This is a genomic window from Streptomyces griseiscabiei, assembly GCF_020010925.1.
GTDB lineage: Bacteria > Actinomycetota > Actinomycetes > Streptomycetales > Streptomycetaceae > Streptomyces > Streptomyces griseiscabiei.
Genome location: NZ_JAGJBZ010000001.1, coordinates 2,179,661 through 2,198,496, shown reverse-complemented (window position 1 = coordinate 2,198,496; position 18,836 = coordinate 2,179,661). Strand labels below are relative to the sequence as shown.

At 69.3% G+C, this 18,836-nt stretch carries 15 protein-coding genes, 1 pseudogene and 1 riboswitch; of the genes and pseudogenes, 8 read left to right on the top strand and 8 right to left on the bottom strand.

All coding sequences use genetic code 11. The annotated features are described in order from the left end of the window. Positions 1-42 precede the first annotated feature (42 nt). From J8M51_RS46255 to J8M51_RS46110, 4 genes and pseudogenes are all read left to right on the top strand, one after another. Positions 43-135, top strand: a pseudogene (locus J8M51_RS46255) (DUF1707 domain-containing protein); the annotation flags it as partial. Between the two features lie 825 nt (positions 136-960). Then, positions 961-1,383 carry a VOC family protein gene (locus tag J8M51_RS09560; protein ID WP_086755220.1) on the top strand — a complete coding sequence of 141 codons (423 nt, stop codon included), beginning with the start codon at positions 961-963 and terminating at the stop codon, positions 1,381-1,383. A gap of 101 nt (positions 1,384-1,484) precedes the next feature. After that, positions 1,485-1,988, top strand: coding sequence for a hypothetical protein (locus J8M51_RS09555; RefSeq protein WP_317852977.1), 504 nt, complete (start codon positions 1,485-1,487; stop codon positions 1,986-1,988). A gap of 564 nt (positions 1,989-2,552) precedes the next feature. Then, on the top strand, positions 2,553-3,161 hold the full coding sequence (locus tag J8M51_RS46110) for a calcium-binding protein (protein WP_086755218.1): 609 nt from the start codon (positions 2,553-2,555) through the stop codon (positions 3,159-3,161). A 403-nt stretch (positions 3,162-3,564) separates the two neighbouring features. On the opposite strand, the gene J8M51_RS09545 is transcribed toward J8M51_RS46110, so the two are convergent. From J8M51_RS09545 to J8M51_RS09530, 3 genes are all read right to left on the bottom strand, one after another. Continuing rightward, complete coding sequence (locus tag J8M51_RS09545) at positions 3,565-4,011, bottom strand: DUF6086 family protein (protein ID WP_086755217.1); 447 nt, start codon at positions 4,009-4,011, stop codon at positions 3,565-3,567. A gap of 531 nt (positions 4,012-4,542) precedes the next feature. Continuing rightward, positions 4,543-4,668 (bottom strand): hypothetical protein, encoded by a 126-nt coding sequence (locus J8M51_RS09535; protein WP_256964413.1) that lies wholly within the window; start codon positions 4,666-4,668, stop codon positions 4,543-4,545. Between the two features lie 249 nt (positions 4,669-4,917). Beyond that, positions 4,918-5,346, bottom strand: coding sequence for a hypothetical protein (locus J8M51_RS09530; RefSeq protein ID WP_398855812.1), 429 nt, complete (start codon positions 5,344-5,346; stop codon positions 4,918-4,920). A 128-nt stretch (positions 5,347-5,474) separates the two neighbouring features. Here J8M51_RS09530 and J8M51_RS09525 point away from each other — a divergent pair, with 128 nt between their 5' ends. Then, a complete protein-coding gene (locus J8M51_RS09525; protein WP_179203048.1) occupies positions 5,475-6,248 on the top strand; it encodes a class I SAM-dependent methyltransferase in 774 nt (257 codons plus the stop codon). 322 nt (positions 6,249-6,570) lie between these two features. Here the strand turns inward: J8M51_RS09525 and J8M51_RS09520 are convergent, their stop codons facing one another. Beyond that, a complete protein-coding gene (locus J8M51_RS09520) occupies positions 6,571-7,977 on the bottom strand; it encodes a short-chain fatty acyl-CoA regulator family protein (RefSeq protein WP_086755215.1) in 1,407 nt (468 codons plus the stop codon). Between the two features lie 379 nt (positions 7,978-8,356). On the opposite strand from J8M51_RS09520, the gene aceA reads away from it, so the two are divergent. The 3 genes from aceA (at position 8,357) to J8M51_RS09505 (ending at position 12,376) form a co-directional block, all read left to right on the top strand. Further along, positions 8,357-9,646: an isocitrate lyase gene (aceA, locus tag J8M51_RS09515; RefSeq protein ID WP_086755214.1), complete on the top strand. Its 1,290-nt coding sequence runs from the start codon at positions 8,357-8,359 to the stop codon at positions 9,644-9,646. A gap of 268 nt (positions 9,647-9,914) precedes the next feature. Further along, positions 9,915-11,510 carry a malate synthase A gene (aceB, locus tag J8M51_RS09510; protein WP_086755213.1) on the top strand — a complete coding sequence of 532 codons (1,596 nt, stop codon included), beginning with the start codon at positions 9,915-9,917 and terminating at the stop codon, positions 11,508-11,510. After that, entirely contained in the window at positions 11,507-12,376 is an 870-nt protein-coding gene (locus J8M51_RS09505) for a 3-hydroxybutyryl-CoA dehydrogenase (protein ID WP_086755212.1), read from the top strand. Before aceB ends, J8M51_RS09505 begins: the two co-directional genes overlap by 4 nt. Before the next feature lie 186 nt (positions 12,377-12,562). Continuing rightward, positions 12,563-12,784: riboswitch (cobalamin riboswitch) on the top strand. A gap of 291 nt (positions 12,785-13,075) precedes the next feature. Here J8M51_RS09505 and J8M51_RS09500 read toward each other — a convergent pair. The 4 genes from J8M51_RS09500 to J8M51_RS09485 all read right to left on the bottom strand — a co-directional run bounded on the left by J8M51_RS09500 (position 13,076) and on the right by J8M51_RS09485 (position 18,710). Beyond that, the gene (locus J8M51_RS09500; RefSeq protein WP_086755211.1) at positions 13,076-13,453 is read right to left on the bottom strand and encodes a beta/gamma crystallin domain-containing protein; all 378 of its coding nucleotides are present in this window, start codon (positions 13,451-13,453) and stop codon (positions 13,076-13,078) included. A 228-nt stretch (positions 13,454-13,681) separates the two neighbouring features. Beyond that, positions 13,682-14,065, bottom strand: coding sequence for a hypothetical protein (locus J8M51_RS09495; RefSeq protein ID WP_086755210.1), 384 nt, complete (start codon positions 14,063-14,065; stop codon positions 13,682-13,684). A 103-nt stretch (positions 14,066-14,168) separates the two neighbouring features. Beyond that, a complete protein-coding gene (locus J8M51_RS09490) occupies positions 14,169-15,095 on the bottom strand; it encodes a hypothetical protein (protein ID WP_256964408.1) in 927 nt (308 codons plus the stop codon). Between the two features lie 720 nt (positions 15,096-15,815). Then, complete coding sequence (locus J8M51_RS09485; protein ID WP_256964407.1) at positions 15,816-18,710, bottom strand: AAA family ATPase; 2,895 nt, start codon at positions 18,708-18,710, stop codon at positions 15,816-15,818. Between the last annotated feature and the right edge of the window lie 126 nt (positions 18,711-18,836).

Sequence of the window (18,836 nt, the reverse complement as noted above, 5' to 3'; positions counted from 1 at the left end):
CTTCGGAGCCCGCTCCGCGCCTCTCACGACGACCGGGAAGCAGTGGGGGAGCAGCTGCGTGATGCGGCGGCCGAGGGGCGAATCGATCTCGATGAGCTGGATTCACGCCTGGAGCAGGCTCTGAAGTCCAAGACTCACGCTGTCCCCTGAGAGCCAGGCGCCACTGGTGCTCAAGGGCGGCACGACCGGGACGTCGCGAGGCCCCGGGCGCCGAGCATGCAGTAGGTCGGCTGCGGTGTCGTCGAGGCGGACCACGTGACGGCCGCGGGGGCGGCGGATCAGAAGGTGCCGTCGGGTGAGCGGCACGTCAGAGCGGATGAGGTTGCGCAGGTCGGTGCCGCTGTTCGCGTGGAGGGCGACCAAGGCGAGAACCAGACGGATAGCCGGGTTGGAGCTCGTCTCCAAGAGCCCGGCCAGCCGGTCGGGGCCAGAGTTGTGGGCAACAGTTCCTGACGGGGTGTGCGAACGCCGCGGGTGGGGTCGGCGAGGACGAACTTGGTGTGTTTCAGGGCTCGAAAGAGCGACCGGATGGCCCGAGCGCGCTCGTGGGGGCGTGGGCCTGTGACTGCCGTGACAGCGGCCAGGACGTCAGCATCCGTCACCTGACCTGACGCAAAGTGGTGTAGACGGTGGTCCAGTCAGCGAGTGGCGCGGTCAGGCAGATGAGGGAGCCGACGTGGGGCGTGCCGGCGCTACGCAAGACCCCGACCCCCGTGCCGAGTTCGCCGCTGGTTCGTGGAGGGAGGGCGGCGATGGTGCGTTGGACGAAAGCCTCGTGGCGCTTGCGTCGCGGCGGCGAGGTGACGAGCTGTTTGCGTTGGTCCAAAAGGCAGGAAGGCAGGAAGGCAGGAAGCCCGCGAAGGCGCCCCGTACCACTGAACACGCGGTGCGTTGCCCGGAGTTCATCCGCCTCCATCACCCCCAGGTGCCGTCGAGCGGCTGCACTACAGTTGGCCCACCATGCCCGATCTCTTCGGAATCAACCATCTGACTCTGTCCACGACGGACCTCGACCGGCTCGTGACGTACTACACGGAGTTGCTCGGAGCGGCACTCGCGTTCGAGCGCGCTGCAACCCCTTCCGATCCTCGGATCGCAGTGATCGATGTCGGCGGCAACGACCACCTCATGATCGTCGAAACGTCGACCGCCCCCACCACTGATCTCGATCCCCTCAGCAAGGCGGGCTGGGGACTGCGCGTCGGTACATACGCGCAGCTGTGTGAGGTTCGCGAACAGATCCTCGGCGCCGGGTGGCCGGTCGGACAGATCGAGACACTGCCCACGCAGTGGACGATGACAGCTCGCGATCCCGATGGACGCCCTTTGGACGTTCGAGCTCATCGCCCACGCACCGCATCGCCGACACAGACCACTGGCTGACGACTACCCCAGGTACACCGCGCGCTCGACAGACCCGTGAGCATCATCGCCTCACCGCGGCGCTGGGGGAGTTCGACTACGACGGCACGCGGCTGGCCTGCGTGGCGGGCATCGACGCGGCCGAGGCAGTGCGCCGTCTTGAGGCGGCGCCGGTGGTGGACGGCGACCGCCTCGAAGTGCTGCATGAGCCGCTGGGTGATCCCTACGCCTACGACATGGACAAGAGTCTGCACATCGTCGGCGTGACGTCCGTGCCGGGCGGCTGCGTAGTCACGCAGCCTTGGGGATACGCACCGCAGATGACGGGCGTGCTGACCCGGCTGTCCGCCGGCACCCTCCGCTACGGCCTCTACGCCAATCCCAAGAGCGGCCAACAGGGCAGCATCGCCCGCAACGGAAGCATCGAGACCTCGGACCTGCACTCCGGCGGAGAACCGGACGAGGACGACACTCCCGCACAGGTGCTGGCCGCCTACCTCTGCCAGCACAGCGCCGTCGCCTACGCCTGCGCCTTCACTGGGCTGCGCCCGGCCGACCGGCGCGCGGTGACCGGGCCGCCCGATGTGTGGGCCGAACTGCCCCGGCGCGACTACTGGAGTCACTGACTCGGCAAGGTGCATTCATGACGGTGGTTGAACTGCCGCGCCCCGGGCGTGCGCGGCTCTTTCCCGACCAGGTGGAGGCCGTTACCCGGCTGGCACGGCATCCGCGGCGGGCAGGGACGCGGGGTCTGTTCGTGTCGGCGACGGGGACCGGCAAGACACTGGTGCGGAAGCTGGGCCTGCCTCGCCCCGAGCGAAGGAATGAGCCGCACCGGAGACCCGGTGAAGGCGATCAAGAAGTCGGCGCAGGCGTTCCTCCAGCAGTTCGAACCGCCCCGGCCCTGAGGTCTTGCTGCATCCCGGTCACCGAGGTTGGGGCTCAACTGAGCCGCCACTCGCTGGCCGCAGGCGGCTGTGTACCAGCATCGGCTTCCTGACGTTCTGTAACACGGTGGCCCCGCATGACTGCGCCCCGGTCACAGCAAGACCCCAGGGCGCCGGGCTCGACGGGCTCGTCCCATCCGTCTCGGACAGTATCTGGGGGTTCTCTCCCCATGTGCGGCTCTCTTTCCCCGTCGATGCTTGATCGCAGGAACCGTACTGACTGGAGGAACAGTGGGAACCTCGATGCGCAAGGGTTTACAGGCCGTGGTGATGGCAGGCGCGATGGGCGCGGCGCTGGCTTTGTCGGCCGGGCAGGCCCACGCCGCCACCGGTGTGACCGCGAATTCGGCCTTCATCACTATCAACGCCGCGGCCGACAAGGCGAACCAGATCATCATCAACCCGTCCGGCAGCAACATCACCGTCATCGACAACGGTGACACCGTCACCGCGGGGGCGGGTTGTACCCAGCTCAGCGCCAACTCGGTGTCCTGCCCGGCGGGCACACGGACGATCCTCCTCAGCGCGGGCGACCGCAATGACACGGTCATCCTGCGGGCCAGCCTGCGGGCCACGCTCAACGGCGACGCGGGCGGCGACACTCTCCAGACGATCGACAGCACGCAACGCGCTGTCCTGGTCGGGGGCGACGGCAACGACACCCTGATCGGCGGTGCGGGCGACGACGAGATCGTCGGTGGGGCCGGCCGGGACATCATGGACGGCAACGCCGGAAACGACCGGCTGGGCGCCATCGACGGCGTGGGAGGCAACGACTCCTCCAACGGCGACACCGGCACGGACATCTGCCCGGGGGACGCGGGCGACCAGGTGTTCGGCTGCGAGAGCTGAGCCGCTCATCCGCAGAGGGCCGGGACCCGGTATCGGGTGCCGGCCCTCTGCCGGTTCGGTTCTGCACCGAGCGCCGCCTCTTGCACCAGGACGGCCACAGGATGGCCGGCGCGTCCGTTAACGCATCATCAGGAGTACTGCCCACCCGCGTGATGACGCAGGCCGTCGCGGCCATAGCCCCGGTACGGCTCCTCCGGCAAGGCCTCGTGGCCCTCGTCCAGGGCACAGCCCTCACCCCCAACCGCCGTGCCTTCCCATGCAGATCCGGGTGAGCGCATCAGCATCGCCATCGCGCGCGGCCTGGCTGGTTTCGTAAGCGAGAGCGAGCAACGTTTGTCGACGGTCGGGCCGGCAGGGGGAAGGTGACCGAGGACTTCGTCCTGCGCATTTTGGGTGCACCGGCTCAGCGGGCCATCCAGCGGTCCATCTCCCGCGCCCGGGTGTCCAGCGCGGTGGCGATGGTGGCTGACGCGGGCCGGGGAGCGCTGGGAACCTGCACGTTGCGCTGGACGCCACCACACATGCGATCGGACGGCGATTCGGGCATCTCCACCTCGATTCCCGCGCGCCGCGCGAGCGCGACCGCTGTCGCCACGAATCCTTCGGAGAGCGCGAGGATCATGGAGTGCCCCGTCCGGCAGTGCCAGGCGACCAGGCCGCGCGCGAACTCCGCGTACACGGCCGGATCGACCTCAAGTGTGTCCGGGTCGCCCCAATACTTACCCTGGCCGATTCCCGAGGCCAGCTTGAGTTCGGCCTCGAAGACCTCGACCTGCCGCAGGAAGAGGCGGCCGACACTGTTGGACGGGTTCCACAGCGTCTCGTCACCTATGTCGAAGTACATACTCATCGCCAATCCCCCTGCTCAGGAGCCCCGGCACAGGGTAGAAGATCGTGCGGGTTGTAGGCACCTGGGTAAGACGGTGCCCTGGAGGAGCCAAGGTCGTTGCTCTGACATGGGCATGGTTGAGCAGTTGGCGCCGGACGGACTGTGGGAGATCTTCCAGGGCGTGGCACCCGAGCCGCCGGCGCGGGCCCAGGGCGGCTGCCAGCGACGGTGTGACGACCGTGCTGTCCAGGCCGCGAACATCTTCGACGCCACATCGGGCTGCACCTGGCGGCACCGCGTCATGCTGGCTCGGCTCGGCTCGGCTCGGCGCGAACAGCGAGTTGGACTGGTCCCGGTGCGCGATCGGCTCGGTCAGTGTCCGGGCGGTCAAAGGGGGCCTTTGGCCCGCCGCGACGACGCTGCCGCGTGACCGACGGCGAGGTAAGTGGCAGGAATGGGGCACACTCAAGGTAGCGGTCGGCGCTGGCGGCCCGACAACCCTGGATTCCGGTCTCGAAGGAGTGCGGAACCCACGGTCGATCGTCGTGCGGCTCAGGCCAGCGTGGACGTATCCACCACGAACCGGTAGCGCACGTCGGAGGCGATGACCCGCTCGAACGCCTCGGGGGTGGCGGCATGACCGGATTCCCCGGGTTCTCCTGACACCCTCCAGCTCACGGTCGGCACCCTCTCCAGGGCCACACCGTCACGTCTGCGCGCAGCCATCTGATCTCGCGAGCTGGGCTGGTGCGGACAGGGCCAGAGAACGGGTCCGGCCCGCGCCGGTTTTCGTCTGCTCAGGCGGCGGGGCCACCGGGTTGCTGATGTCGGCAGACCGGTAGGCGGGGTCGGCCTCGGTGAAACCCGTGTGCCCGCCGTCGGTGGGAGACGGCTACAGCGGACGCTGCGGACCGGCCGCAGGCTGCTCTACCGGTACGGGTTCTCTGTTCCGCGGTCCGCCTCGGCGGCTGCGTCGAGGAGTTCGAGGAGGTCGGTGCCTGCGGTGTCGCGCTGGTCGATCCACCATCCGGCGCGGGTGACGGCACGGGCCTTCTCCTCCAGCTCCGCCCAGTCCCCGTCGTCCCAACCGCCCTCCACGACCCGTGCGGTGTGCGCGGCCGTCATCAGCTGACGACGCGAGCGCTCGCCCCAGTCCAGGGCCCTCTCCGGGCCTTCCAACTGGGGCATGTCGAACTGGGTGGCCCAGGCGAGGGCTGCTTCCTGTTCGGCGGCGCGCTTGGCGGCCAGCCCTTCTTCTCCGAACTGCTTGGCATGCTGGCCGCGGTCCCCATCGCGGCCGATGGGGCGCCGGTGGAGTGGGGACCTGCATCGGTGCGGCGTGTCGCGGTTTCCCACGAAATCCGGTGGAGTCTCAGCGGCCGGAAGTGGTGGGGTCCTGCTCGATGCTTCGCAGACACGGCCCGGCACGGTGCGAGGCGCAAGGTCCGAATCGCAGGGCGGTCCAGCCCGCGCGTCGTCGAGTGATGGAGGTTATTGCGGTGGCCGGTTATGGGGCGCTTGCCGACGTATACGAGTGGCTGATCGGGGACGACAGGTTGACCCCCGCCAAGGCAGCCGCGGTTTACTACAGCGATGTCGTGGGCCCTCTGCCGCCCAGCGCACGCGTCCTCGACTGCGCGTGTGGAACCGGCCAGCTCGCCGTCGGTCTCGCGAGTCTTGGCCTTGACGTGGTCGCCGCAGACGCCAGTGACGGGATGGTTCGCCGGACCGAGAAGGCCGCCGACGAGCAGGGTGTCTCGCTTCGATCCCTCCGCGCGAGTTGGGACGAGCTGCCCGACCACCTGGAGGACTCCACGTTCGATCTGGTGTTCTGCGTCGGCAATTCGCTCGGGCACGCCAAGGGCGCAGCCGGGCGCTTGACCGCACTGGAAGCGATGTCGCGGCTGCTGAATCCGGGCGGACGCCTTGTGCTCCACTCACGCAACTGGGAGCTCGTGCGCTCCGTCGGCTCCCGGGTGGACGTCCGCGATCGACTCGTCCGCCGCAACGACCGCGATGCGGTCGTCAGCTACTACTGGCAGATCGAGCAGCACTGGGAGCAGGAACACTTCCTCGAGATCGTGGTCGCCCAGATCGAGCCGGATGGGGCAGTGCGAGCCTGCTCGGAGCGGTTGTCCATCTGGCCCTACCGATACGAGGACCTCGTGGCGCAGTTGCGGAGCGTGGGGCTCACGGTGCAGTCCACCACCTTCGACCCCGAGAGCGATGGATACCTGGTGGTCGCCAGCCGCGACTGACGAGCTCGTGCATGGTTGTGGGTGAGACGTCGAGGCTTGATCGTTGATCATGGTCGTGTGGTGGGACATGGCACGCGCCAAGCGATCATCTAGTCGAGCAAGACGCAAGAACCGAGACGATCGGGAACGTCTGGGAGCGCGGACAGGAACCCACCGGAGCAGGTCGCGTCCAACGTCGTCTTCTTCGACGGCGTCCTCGGCAACCCTCCCTTCTACAAGGAGGTCTACAAGGAGGCGGAGAAGACCCCCACTGACTTCGAGGGCCGGAGCCGTGAGGCAGGGCGGTCGAGGCGAAGGAGCGCGACAAGCGGAAGGGTGGGTTCTACGGCAAGGAGTCCGTCACCGGATACGGCACGAATGTGCTGGCGTTCTGGTCGATGCGCAGTGCGCGGCCCAGAGGTGGCGCGGCGCGCTGGGGGCATTCGAGGCGTTCGCAGAGGCGGCAGCCCATGCCGATGGGGGTGGCTGCGGAGGAGCTGGTCAGGTCGAGGCCGTCGGAGTAGACGAGGCGGTGGGCGTGACGGGTCTCGCAGCCGAGGCCGATGGCGAAGGTCTTGCCGGGTTCGCCCCAGCCGCCGCGGTGGCGGGTGAGCGCGCGGGCGGTCCACAGGTAGCGCTGTCCGTCGGGCATCTCGGCGATCTGGACGTGGATGCGGCCGGGCGCGGCGAACGCCTCGTAGACGTTCCACAGTGGGCAGGTGCCACCTGCCCGGGAGAAGTGGAAGCCGGTCGCGGACTGGCGTTTGGACAGGTTGCCGGCCCGGTCGACGCGGACAAAGGAGAACGGGACTCCGCGCAGGCGCGGGCGCTGAAGGGTGGAGAGGCGATGGCAGATGGTTTCGTAGCCCAGTCCGTGGCGGTCGGTGAGGAGTTCGATGTCGTATCGGACCTCTTCAGCGGCCGTGTGGAAGGCGGTGTACGGCAGGATCAGTGCCGCTGCGAAGTAGTTGGCGATGCCGATGCGGGCCAGGGCGTAGGCGGGGGCCCTGGGAGGGAAGTCCTCGCCGGCCTGGCGGTCGAGTTCGTCGCCGTATTCGAGCAGGGCTAGCTGGGTGGCCATCCGGAACGCGCGCTGGCCGGGACGCAGACGGGCGGACAGGTACAGGGTGCGGGACGCCTCGTCGTAGTGGTGCAGGTGCTCGCCGTTCTCGGCGGACAGCCGCACGCCGTGGCGGTCGGCGAGCCGCGCGGTGAGGACCCGCAGGACGTCACCGGGCCTGATGCGGATCTCCTCGGCCAGTTGCTCGGCGGCGATGTCGGTGTCGTGGAGGTAGTTCTGGCGACGGTAGAAGAAGTCCCGGATCTCCTCGTGGGGCGAACGCGGCAGGTCGGGTGTGGCGTCGCGGCCGTCCGCGGTGCCGGCGAGGCGTTCGGCCAGCACTTGGTTGCGGCGGCCGAGGTCCACAAGGACCTCGGCGATAGCCGGTGTGCGGGAGGCGAGATCGGCGAGATCGGACGGGGACACCCGGGCTGCGGTGATCTCGGCGGCGAGGGCCTCTCTGAGGTCCGCGACGAGGCGGCTGGTGTCGCGTTCGGAGAAGAACCCCGCGTCGACGCCGAAGGCTTCCGTCAGCCGCAGCAGCACCGGAACGGTGAGCGGGCGGGAGTCGTGCTCCATCTGGTTCAGATAGCTCGGCGAGATCCCGAGGACGCGGGCCATCTCGGCCTGACTCATCCGGCGGTCCTCGCGCAGCCGCCGCAGCCGCGTCCCCGCATACGTCTTACTCACCGACCGCTCCTCCGCCCCGGGGCCCGACCTGGTCAGCGTACGGGAAATACGACCGCTCGATGCCTTCGCAAGATTGGCAAAGGGCGGCGGGAAGATTCGCAAAGATTGGCACGAAGCCAACCTTGATGGCACTAAGTGCCACTGTCAGAGTCATGGTGCGGCCCGCCGGAACCGGCAGACACAGCCCGCAACCGGGGCGCGATTCATGCCCTGACGTCGGAGATCCCGGCAGCGGTAGTGGCTGCGTCGGCAGCATTGCTCACCTTCACCCTTTCAGGGTGGCGGCGGGCCGCATCCCACCCAAAGACACGCAGTGCCATCCGGCGTCGGAGCGGCTCGGGATTGGCAGAGGCAACAGACCGAGGAGACGGTGACAGTCATGGCAGAAGCGAGGACCAGCACGCAGGCGGCCGGGGAACTCGCGCGGCGCTGGGCCACCGACCCGCGCTGGCAGGGGATCGAGCGCACCTACAGTGCCGAGGACGTCGTACGGCTCTCCGGCAGTGTCCGTGAGGAGCACACCCTGGCCCGGCGCGGCGCCGAGCGGCTGTGGCGTCAGCTGCACGAGCTGGACTACGTCCACGCGCTCGGCGCGCTCACCGGCGGCCAGGCCGTGCAGCAGGTGAAGGCCGGGCTGCAGGCGATCTACCTGTCGGGCTGGCAGGTCGCCGCCGACGCCAACCAGGCCGGGCACACCTACCCCGACCAGTCCTTGTACCCGGTCAACTCGGTGCCGCAGGTGGTGCGTCGGATCAACAACGCGCTGCTGCGCGCCGACCAGATCGCCACCGCCGAGGGCGGCGAGGACCGTACGGACTGGCTGGCGCCCATCGTCGCCGACGCCGAGGCCGGATTCGGCGGACCTCTCAACGCCTTCGAGCTGACCAAGGCGATGATCGCCGCCGGTGCGGCGGGCATCCACTACGAGGACCAGCTCGCCTCGGAGAAGAAGTGCGGCCATCTCGGCGGCAAGGTCCTCGTGCCCACCGCCCAGCACATCCGCACCCTCAACGCGGCCCGCCTCGCCGCCGACATCGCCGACGTGCCGACCGTCATCGTCGCCCGCACCGACGCCCTCGCCGCGAACCTGCTGACCAGCGACGTCGACGAGCGCGACGCCCGGTTCGTCACCGGCGAGCGCACCGCCGAGGGCTTCTACCGGGTACAGAACGGCATGGCGCCCGTGATCGCCCGCGGACTGGCCTACGCGCCGTACGCGGACCTGATCTGGGTGGAGACCGGCACCCCGGACCTGGCGCAGGCCCGGGAGTTCGCCGAGGCGATCCATGCCGAGCACCCGGACCAGATGCTCGCCTACAACTGCTCGCCGTCCTTCAACTGGAAGGCCGCGCTGGACGACGACCAGATCGCCAAGTTCCAGCGGGAACTGGGCGCGATGGGCTACCGCTTCCAGTTCATCACCCTGGCCGGGTTCCACTCCCTCAACCACGGCATGTTCGACCTCGCCCGCGGCTACGCCGAGCACGGTATGACCGCGTACGTCGACCTGCAGGAGCGGGAGTTCGCCGCCCAGCAGCACGGCTTCACCGCCGTCAAGCACCAGCGGGAGGTGGGCACCGGCTACTTCGACCTCGTCTCCACCGCCGTCAACCCGGCCTCCTCCACCACCGCCCTGGCCGGGTCCACGGAGGAAGAGCAGTTCCACTAGGCCCCTTCTGGTGGATCTCCGTGGGAGAAGGAGCGGCGTTCGGTGCGTGCGCTCGGCGTGCGGCGTGGAGGGTCTTGTGGCGGAGCCACTTGGCCCTTCGCGCCGCACGGCGAGGGTGCGTGTCGGGCGTCGCGACGCCGCGGAGATCCGTCAGAAGGGCCCTAGGCCGCCGGACCGGGCGCCACACGGCCCGGCCGGCCCTTGGCCGAGCGGAGGGCGGACGACCGTCCCCGGCCCCCTCCGCTCCCGACCACTGACGGAGAACCCGATGTCCATGATCGCCCCGCCCCGCCACGTCCGTGTCCTCGCCGCCGAAGGCCACCGGCACGACGAGATCCTCACGCCCGCAGCGCTGGACTTCGTCGGCCGGCTCGCCGGCGCCTTCGGGGAGCGCCGCCGGGAGCTGCTGAAGGAGCGCCGCCGACAGGTGCTGCGGCTGGCGTCGGGCTCCCCGCTCGACTTCCCGATGGTCACCTCCGCCGTGCGCGCCGACGCTGCCTGGCGGGTCGCGCCGCCCGCGCCCGGTCTGACCGACCGGCGCGTAGAGATCACCGGCCCGCCCGAGCGCCGGATGGCCGTCAACGCGCTGAACTCCGGCGCCCAGGTGTGGATGGCGGACTTTGAGGACGCCACCGCCCCCACGTGGGACAACATCGTCGGCGGCCAGCTCACCCTCCTCGACGCCATCGAGCGCCGGATCGACTTCACCACGGAGGGCAAGGAGTACCGGCTCGCGGAGGGGGACCAGCTCGCCACGATCATGGTCCGTCCGCGCGGCTGGCACCTCGACGAGGAACACCTGGAGTACGACGGCGCCCCCGTACCCGCCGCTCTGGTGGACTTCGGCCTGTACTTCTTCCACTGCGCCCAGCGGCAGATCGACGCCGGTCACGGCCCGTACTTCTACCTGCCCAAGCTGGAGAACCGCTACGAGGCGCGGCTGTGGAACGACATCTTCCTTCTGGCCCAGGAACTGCTGGGCATCCCGCGTGGCACGATCCGGGCCACGGTCCTCATCGAGACGATCACCGCCGCCTTCGAAATGGAGGAGATCCTCCACGAGCTGCGCGAGCACAGTGCCGGCCTCAACGCGGGCCGCTGGGACTACCTGTTCAGCATCGTCAAGACCTTCGGCCACCGCACCGACTTCCTCGTCCCCGATAGATCCAAGGTCACGATGACCGCCCCCTTCATGCGGGCCTACACCGAACTCCTTGTTGCCACGTGCCACCGGCGCGGCGCGCACGCGATCGGCGGCATGGCCGCCCAGGTGCCGGGCAAGGACCCGGCCGCAGGCGAGGCCGCGCTGGCCAAGGTCCGTCTGGACAAGGAGCGCGAGGCGGAGGACGGCTTCGACGGCTCCTGGGTCGCTCACCCCGCTCTGGTGCCGGTGTGCCGCGAGGTCTTCGACGGTGTTCTCGGTGACCGGCCGCATCAGCTCGACCGCACCCGCGATGACGTCGAGGTGACCCCTGCGGACCTGTTGTCAGTGCGCCGGATCAGCGGCCCGCCGACGCCCGAGGGGGTGCGCACCAATATCGCGGTCGCGCTGCGCTACTTCGCCGCCTGGCTGGACGGCCGGGGCGCCGTCGCCCTGGACGGCCTCATGGAGGACGCGGCCACCGCCGAGATCGCCCGGGTGCAGATCTGGCAGTGGCTGCGGCACCGGGTGATCGAGCGGGAGACGGTGCTGCGGCTGCTGGACGACGAAGTCGTCGCCCTTGGCGCCGAGTACCCGTGGGCGCCCGTCGGCGAGATCCGCGCACTCTTCGAACGGACCGCCATGGCAGGCGAGTTGCCGCTGTTCTTCACCCCGGACGCCTACTCCCGTCATCTCGTGCGGCGGACGGAGGCCGGGACATGAGCGCGGGCATCCGGCGCGTCGGCGTGGTCGGCGGTGGGCAGATGGGCGCGGGCATCGCCGAAGTGTGCGCGCGGGCCGGCCTGGACACCGTCGTGTGCGAGGTGGACGCGATCGCGGCCCGCACCGCGCGGGAGAGGGTGGCGGCGTCCCTGGACCGCGCGGTCAAGCGCGGCAAGCTGGAGGCAGGGGAGGCTGCCGACACGCTGGCCCGGATGGTCTTCACCGGCAGCCTGGACGACCTGGCCGACCGGCAGCTCGTCGTCGAGGCCGTCGTGGAGAACCCGGACGCCAAGACGGAGGTCTTCGCCGCCCTCGACAAGATCGTCGAGGACCCGGCGGCGGTGCTGGCCACCAACACCTCCTCCCTCCCGGTCATGCGGCTCGGGATGGCGACCACACGTGCGGACCGGGTCGTGGGGCTGCACTTCTTCAACCCGGTCCCGGTGCTGCCGCTGGTCGAGGTGGTGACCTCCCTGCACACATCACCGCAGACGGTGACCGCCATCCAGGAACTCGCCACCGTCACGCTCGGCAAGACGGTGATCCACTCCCGGGACCGGGCGGGCTTCGTCGTCAACGCCCTGCTCATCCCGTATCTGCTCTCCGCAGTCCGGATGGCCGAGTCCGGCTTCGCCACCGCGGTGGACATCGACGCGGGCATGGAACTGGGCTGCGCCCACCCCATGGGCCCACTGAAGCTCGCCGATCTGATCGGCCTGGACACCGTGGCCTCGATCGCGGAGTCCCTGTACGACGAGTTCCGTGAACCGCTCTACGCACCTCCGCCGCTGCTGCAGCGGATGGTGCAGGCGGGGCTGCTCGGCCGGAAGGCCGGACGGGGGTTCCACACCTACGACCAGGGCTGAGGGCCTGGTACGGCGCGGGCTGAGGGGCCCGCACGGCCGCCGGGATGAGGGTCCCGGAGGGCGTTTGGGGGAAGGGAGGGAAGCGCTTGTGCGGCGCTTTTCTCCCCGTGGTTCCTCGATCCCGAAGTGTTCCGTGTCGTCTTCCGGATGTTGGACGGTCTCCTGCCCTGCAGAGCTGCAGCCCGTACGCTGGCCGGTGCAGCTGGTTCGCCCCGTCCGCCAGACGGGATGCGTCGCAAGAGGGAACCCGGTGGGAATCCGGGACTGCCCCGCAGCGGTGAACGGGAACGACCGCCGTCATACGCACTGGACCCGACGAACGGGTTTGGGAAGCGACGGCCAGTAGGTGTCCTCCGTTTGGAGGATGCGCCCGTGAGTCCGAAGACCTGCCCGTTGCCCGTGCACGACCCACTCGTGCGCGGATATCCCGGTGACCTCGTGGGCGGGTCGGCGTACATACCAGTCGGAGGACCGCGCTGTGCCGCGCGAAGTCGTTTCCGTCCGGTTCGTCAACCCTTCGCGCTCGCGTCCCGTCACCGGCCACAGTTCCTGGACGCCCGTGGACGGGTGCCGGATCCGGCGTGTTCGCTTGCGCGTCGGCGGTGCTGCGGATCATCGATCCTGGGTTCTGGGCGGGTATCCGTGCGGAGCGGGGACGGCGATCGACCAAGACCGCCGCCCCTTGGTGTCACCGGCGGTTCAGTGGATCTTGATCTTTTCGATGCGGACACCGCCGGGGTGGTTGTCCCACACGAAGTAGGTCCACTTGTTAATCGGGGTGCTGGGCTGCCACTTTCCGTCGCCGTACCACTGGACCCGGTTGTTGCCGGTGCTGATGTAGTCCACCCAGCCGTTCCCCGTGAGGTTGCCGAGTGCCGCTTCTCCGGCGTTGGCGTAGCAGTACACCCACTTGCTGCTGACGGTGTCGGTGTGCCCGCCGACCTTGAGGTAGTCGCTCCTGTCGCAAGCCACCTCGTTGATCGCGGATGCCTGCGTCGTGGTGACGACGGTGAGTGAGGCTGCCGCCATGACGGTGGTCAGCGCGGCCAGAACCACGCGTTTGGCTTTTTGGTTCATATGAGTTGTCCTTAGCTCTTCTCTTGGTGGGGTGGCCGGACGATGGCAACGTCTGACGTGGTGCCATCGGGAGACGAGGGTCGAGGAAGCTCAAGCGGGCGATGTCGTCGGACATGGTGCGGATGCTGGTGCTGCACTGTCGACGGCTGCGGCTCCGCTCGCCCGCCCACCGGCGACAAGGCTTGCCGAGGCCATCGAGGACCTGCTGGCCGCTCGGTCACCGGTGGTTCAGTGGATCTTGAGCTTGTCGATGTGAACACCGCCGGGATGGTTCGGAAATTCGAAGCGGGTCCACTTCTCGACGGGGGCGTTGGGCTGCCACCTTCCGTCCCCGTGCCACTGGACCCGGTTGTTGCCGGTGTTGAATGCCTGGAGGTAGTCCTTTCCTGAAGCCGGGTTGACCTCCGTTTCTCCGGCGTTGGCGTAGCACACCTTCCAATCCGGATTGGGGTCGAGACTGTCGGTCGTGCCCCACAGTGTGGTGAAATCGGGCCGGGTGCAGGGCACTTCATTGATTGCGGACGCCTGCGACGCGGTGCCCACGGTGAGCGAGGCCGCCGCCAGGACGGTGGTCAGCGCGGCCAGGACCACTCGTTTGGTTCGTCGATTCACGCACGTTCTCCTTTTCTTGCTGTTTCTTGTCGTGCGGGAGGGCCGGACGGCGGTGCGGTCAGGCGCGGCGCCACCGTCCGGAGTCAGGGGGTGAGGGTGTGCTTCAGGCGGCGTCGGATGCGGCCAGAAGACGTGCAGCCCGGTCGACCTGAGCCCGGACCTGCTTCTTGTAGCCGGTCAGGACTTCGGTGTTGGCGGAGATGAGCTGCTCCTGGTATCCGGTGAGGACCGCGAAATAGACACCGGCCAGATTGGACGACCGGGTGCAGGACTCGGCGGCTGTGGCCGCGGCGATCTCCTTCGCGGTCGCCTTCTTGGCCTCCAGGAAGCCGTTTGCCAGTTTCTCGGGATCGCCGGCCGGGTGTCCCGCCTCGCTCATGCAGGACGTCCAGCTTGCCCGCGCGTCGCCGACCCGGCTGTCCGCGGCTGCCTGCTGGAACGACCGGCCGAACAGATCCTGGGTGAGCTTCCAGCCCTTGCTGCCGGAGAGGGACGGCACTTGCTTCTCCGCCTTGTCCCAGCAGACGTTGTAGTCCCTCAGCTCCTTGCCGGTCGGTCCTTTGGAGGCGGGTACCGGCACTGCGACGTGAAACCCCTTCTGCTTCGCGGTCGCGCCGCCGATATAGCCCCAGGCGCCGGCCGGGCGGATGGCTTCTCTCTTCGCTTTCGTCTTCCTGGTCTTCTTCACGGCTGTCTTGGACTTCGCCTGGTCCGAATAGCCCGCGTATCCGCGGCTCTTCATGCAGCGCGCGACCAGCGCCTCGTTCGTCTCGTACAGCAGGACGTCGTCCTGCTCGGAGGTGCCGTAGGCGGACAGCGGCAGTTCGATCAGCCCGTCGTAGCCGGTGACGGGCGCGGTCGGCTTGCCCGCGATGGCCGGCGGGGTCGCGGCCACGTCCGCCGTGCCGTCGGCGAGGCTCGCGGAGCAGCCCGTGGTCAGTAGGCCGACCGTGACCGCCAGGGCACAGGCCGCGCCGCCGCCCAGCCGCTTGCCCCGCTTCGTGGCGGGTGAAAATCGGGCTGTTGCCATGCTCGGATTGCCTTTCCTGAACCAGGCAGGGCGCCATGGATCGCACGAGGGGACAGAACTGGCCGTATCGGCTCGGAACGTGGTGATGGTGGTGGTGTGGGGCGGACTCCGACGCAACGCCGGGCCAGGCTTCCGCGGGCGATGCTTCGTCCTGTGTCAGGTCGTGTGCCGTAGCCCGGTGACGGCGGCGGCGGGGAGCCTCCGGCCGAGCCGTTACGACGAGCTCATGGCCGAACCTGCGGAGATGGTGGGGAGGTAGGCCCGCTGCCGGTTCCGGCTCGGGATGCAGCTCTGGGGCTGAAGTCGCTTCGCGGCTACGGCGGTCAGCTGAGCCGAGGGTTCTTGATCAAGGCGAACCCGGCGGTGTCTCATCTGACAGCCGTAGGACGTCGTCGATCACGTCTTCTGGCACAGCTTCATGGTTCCTCTGCCTTCCTGGGTCTTGCAGGTCCCGTGCCGTTGGCGGGTATGTCTCCCGCCGCCCGCAGACCCGCACAGCGTCAGCAACTGCCCTTCAGGACACTGGTGTTGCTTGTGCAACTCAGTCTGTGTGTTGCTTGTGGAGATCGTGTCAGGTGCGGGCGGCCGTTTCGGCCCTTGAGGCCCGCGAGCGGCTAAGTGCAGGGAAACCTGACACGAACCGTGGGGTGCTTTAGGGGACTTATCCGTTGTGTCCGGTGTCTGTTGAGGGTCGGGGGTGAGGGAAGGAGAGGCGGCGTGTCAGAGGGTGCCGGTGAGTAGGGCGGTGACGAGTTCGGCGCGGGATCGTTTGCCGGTGCGGGTGAACAGGCGTGACAGGCGTTGGGCGGCGGCGTCCTCGCTCAGGTGCAGGACGGCGGCGATCTGGCGGGTGGTGAGCTGTTCGGTGAGGAGGGTGGCGAGCAGGTGGTCGTTCTCGGCGGTGGCCTGCTTGCGGCCGGGGACGGTCAGTCCTGCCTCGCGCAAGGCGGTCCTGGTGTGGTGGCGCCAGAGGGTGGCGCCGGTCTGTCCGAACAGTTCGTACGCTTCGTGCAGCAGCGTGGCCGGGGCCGCGCCCGTGGTGGCGGCGGTCACCAGGGTGGTCGCCGTCTCGAACGGCAGGCCCCGCCGGCGGGCGAGGTCCACGGCCTCGTGCAGGTTGCGGCGGGCGGTGTCGGGGGCTTCGTGCCGCAGGACGCGGGCCGAGGCCAGCAGGTGCAGCAGGCGGGAGCGGTCGGTGCCCGTCCGGTCGGAGATCCGTGTCAGGTGGTCCAGACAGGCCGCCGCCTCTCGGTTGTTCCCCGTCCGGGCGGTCACCTCGGTGAGCTGGGCCCACAGTTCGTCCGTGCCATGGATCTGGTCGTGCGCGTGTGCGCTGTCCAGTGCGCTGCGCAGGGTCAGTTCGGCCCGGTCCGTGTCGCCGAGGACCATGAGTGCGTCTGCTTCCGAGGCGTGCAGGGCGCACTGCGGCGGGCTGCTGTCCGGGCCGCGCATGTCCTCAACCAGCTGAAGGGCGCTGGTGGGCCGGCCTTGTGCGAGGAGGATGGCCGCTGTTCGTGCGGGGAGCAGCGAGCTGTCCGACACGGGTGTGGACTGGTTCTCGCGGCCGGCCAGGAGCCGGCGGGCCGATTCCAGTGCCTGGTCCCAGCTGCCCGTGAGGTGATGGTGGAGGAACTGGCCGAGCGGTGGCAGCATCTGCACGGTCAGCCCGGCGGTCTTGAGCAGCGCGGTGGCCGCCTTCAGGTCGTAGCCGGCGAGCAGATCGTCGAACATGCCGCTCGCCAGCGAGTACACCTTGCCCGGAGGGAGCTGAGGGGCGTCGTCCAGGGCAAGGGCGCGCCGGTAGCGTCGCGGCCGGCCCAGCGCGAGTTCGGCCATGGCGTGGAAGACGGCCGGCGCCGCACGGGCACGGAGGCTGGTGCTCCACAGCAGCTCGGTCTGCTGGAGCAGGTTGGCTGCCTCCTGCCATCGCGAGAGATGGCACAGGGCCAGGGCCTGTCCGGTGACCCTGGCCAGGTCGGGTATCGGCAGTGCGTTCCACCAGTGGGCGGTGGCGAGCCGGGCCATGGCGGGCCAGTCGCGCTGGTTGGCCGTGACCGCCACGACCAGGCAGGCGGTCTCCTGGAGGTCGAGGTCGCTCAGAGCTGGTCCGGGGTCGCGCAGCAGGGATTCGGCGGCGGTTCGTGCGGTGGGGTAGTCGCAGGCCAGGTAGGCGGTGGTGGCGTACTGCCGGAGGACCAGGTCGCGGGCGTCGGCGTGTTCGGTCAGGTTACGGGCGGCCCGCAGCCAGCGCAGGACCCGGTCGTCATCGGTGCCGGGCCGCATCTGCCGGGCGGTGGCGGTCAGTTCGGCCACCGCGCGTTCCCGGTCGACCAGGCTGCGCGCGTCCGCGATCCGGTCCACGCGGTAGGCCAGGGCATCCGTGCCGTCGAGGAGGACCGGTGTCGGTCCGGCGTGCTGCGCGTCGGCGTGCCCCCATAGGGCCTTGACGGCGGTGGCGGAGAGCCGGCTGCGCCGGAACGGGCTCATCCGTTCCCGGAGGGTGTGCGCGGTCAGCGGGAGGCGGAAGGTCCAGCCCCGCACGGTGGTCGCGTCGGGTCCGGGCACCTCGTCGATGATGCCCGCCTCGGTCAGGCGGCGGGCTCCGTCGTGGACGGCATCCGTGGACAGGCCGGTGCACTGGGCGGTCAGCCGAAGGGCCGGCCCGCCGAGCGGTCCCAGAATGCTCAGCGCGGCAGCCACCGTGCCGGCGGGCTCGCCGAGCCGGTCCAGGGCCGTGACGAAGCGGTCGTCGTCGGGCAGGACCGGTATCGGGGCTCGCGATCCCAGGAAGGCGTGGCCGTCGGCGATCCGGATCACGTCCTGAGCCGTCCAGGCGGTGAGCAGGGACTCCACCGCTCCAGGGACGCCACGCGTCAACTCGCGCACCTGCCGGACGAAATCGGTGTCCGCCTTCGCCTGCAACCACCGCGCCACCAGAGCGGCGGTGTCGAGGGCGCCCAGCGGGAGAAGGACCACGGCGGAGGCTCCCGCGACGTCGGCCTGCCCGTCCATGATCCAGGCGAGACCTTCACGGCCTGAGGTCCCGGGACCTTCGCCGCCGGGACCCGGGCGTGGCACGTCCTCGCCGGTGAGCAGAGGGGTGTCCGTCGTCGTGGCGTCGGCGCCCGGTGCCCTGTCCTGGACGATCGACATCACCAGCCGGGCGCCGGGGGCGTCGATCCGGCCGAGCGCGGCCAGGGAGCCGGGATCGGCGTGCTGGGCATCATCGATCAGGATCGTCATCGGTGCGTGACGGGTGACAGCGGTGTGCAGCAGTGTCTCCATCGCCGCCTGGTCATGCCGGTCGACGGCCGCCCGCGCCTGGGGGACCATCCGGTCGTCTTCGGGGCCGGACCGGCGTTCCTGGAGTGCCATCACCAGTCGCAGTGCCAGCAGCAGCGGCCGTTCACCGTCGCCCGGAATGCAGTCCACAGCGTGCACGGCGGCCCCGTGTGCCCGCAGCCGTTCTGCGGTCGCGTGCAGGAACGCGCTACGGCCCACACCCTGTTCGCCTCGCACGACCACGAGACGCGGGCCGCCGGGGTCGCTCAGCAGGCCATCGATCTGCTCCGACTCACGCTCGCGGCCGAGCAGACCGTCACTGGTGCGGTCCATGCGAGCGGGCCGGCCCCAGCGGACCAGTTCATTGGCTTGAGATCCCACACTCACCATCCGGTTTCCGAGATGTTGCCTGGCGGGTGACGAACACGTCCATGTCCGGCCGCGCCCCCGTGCCCCGGC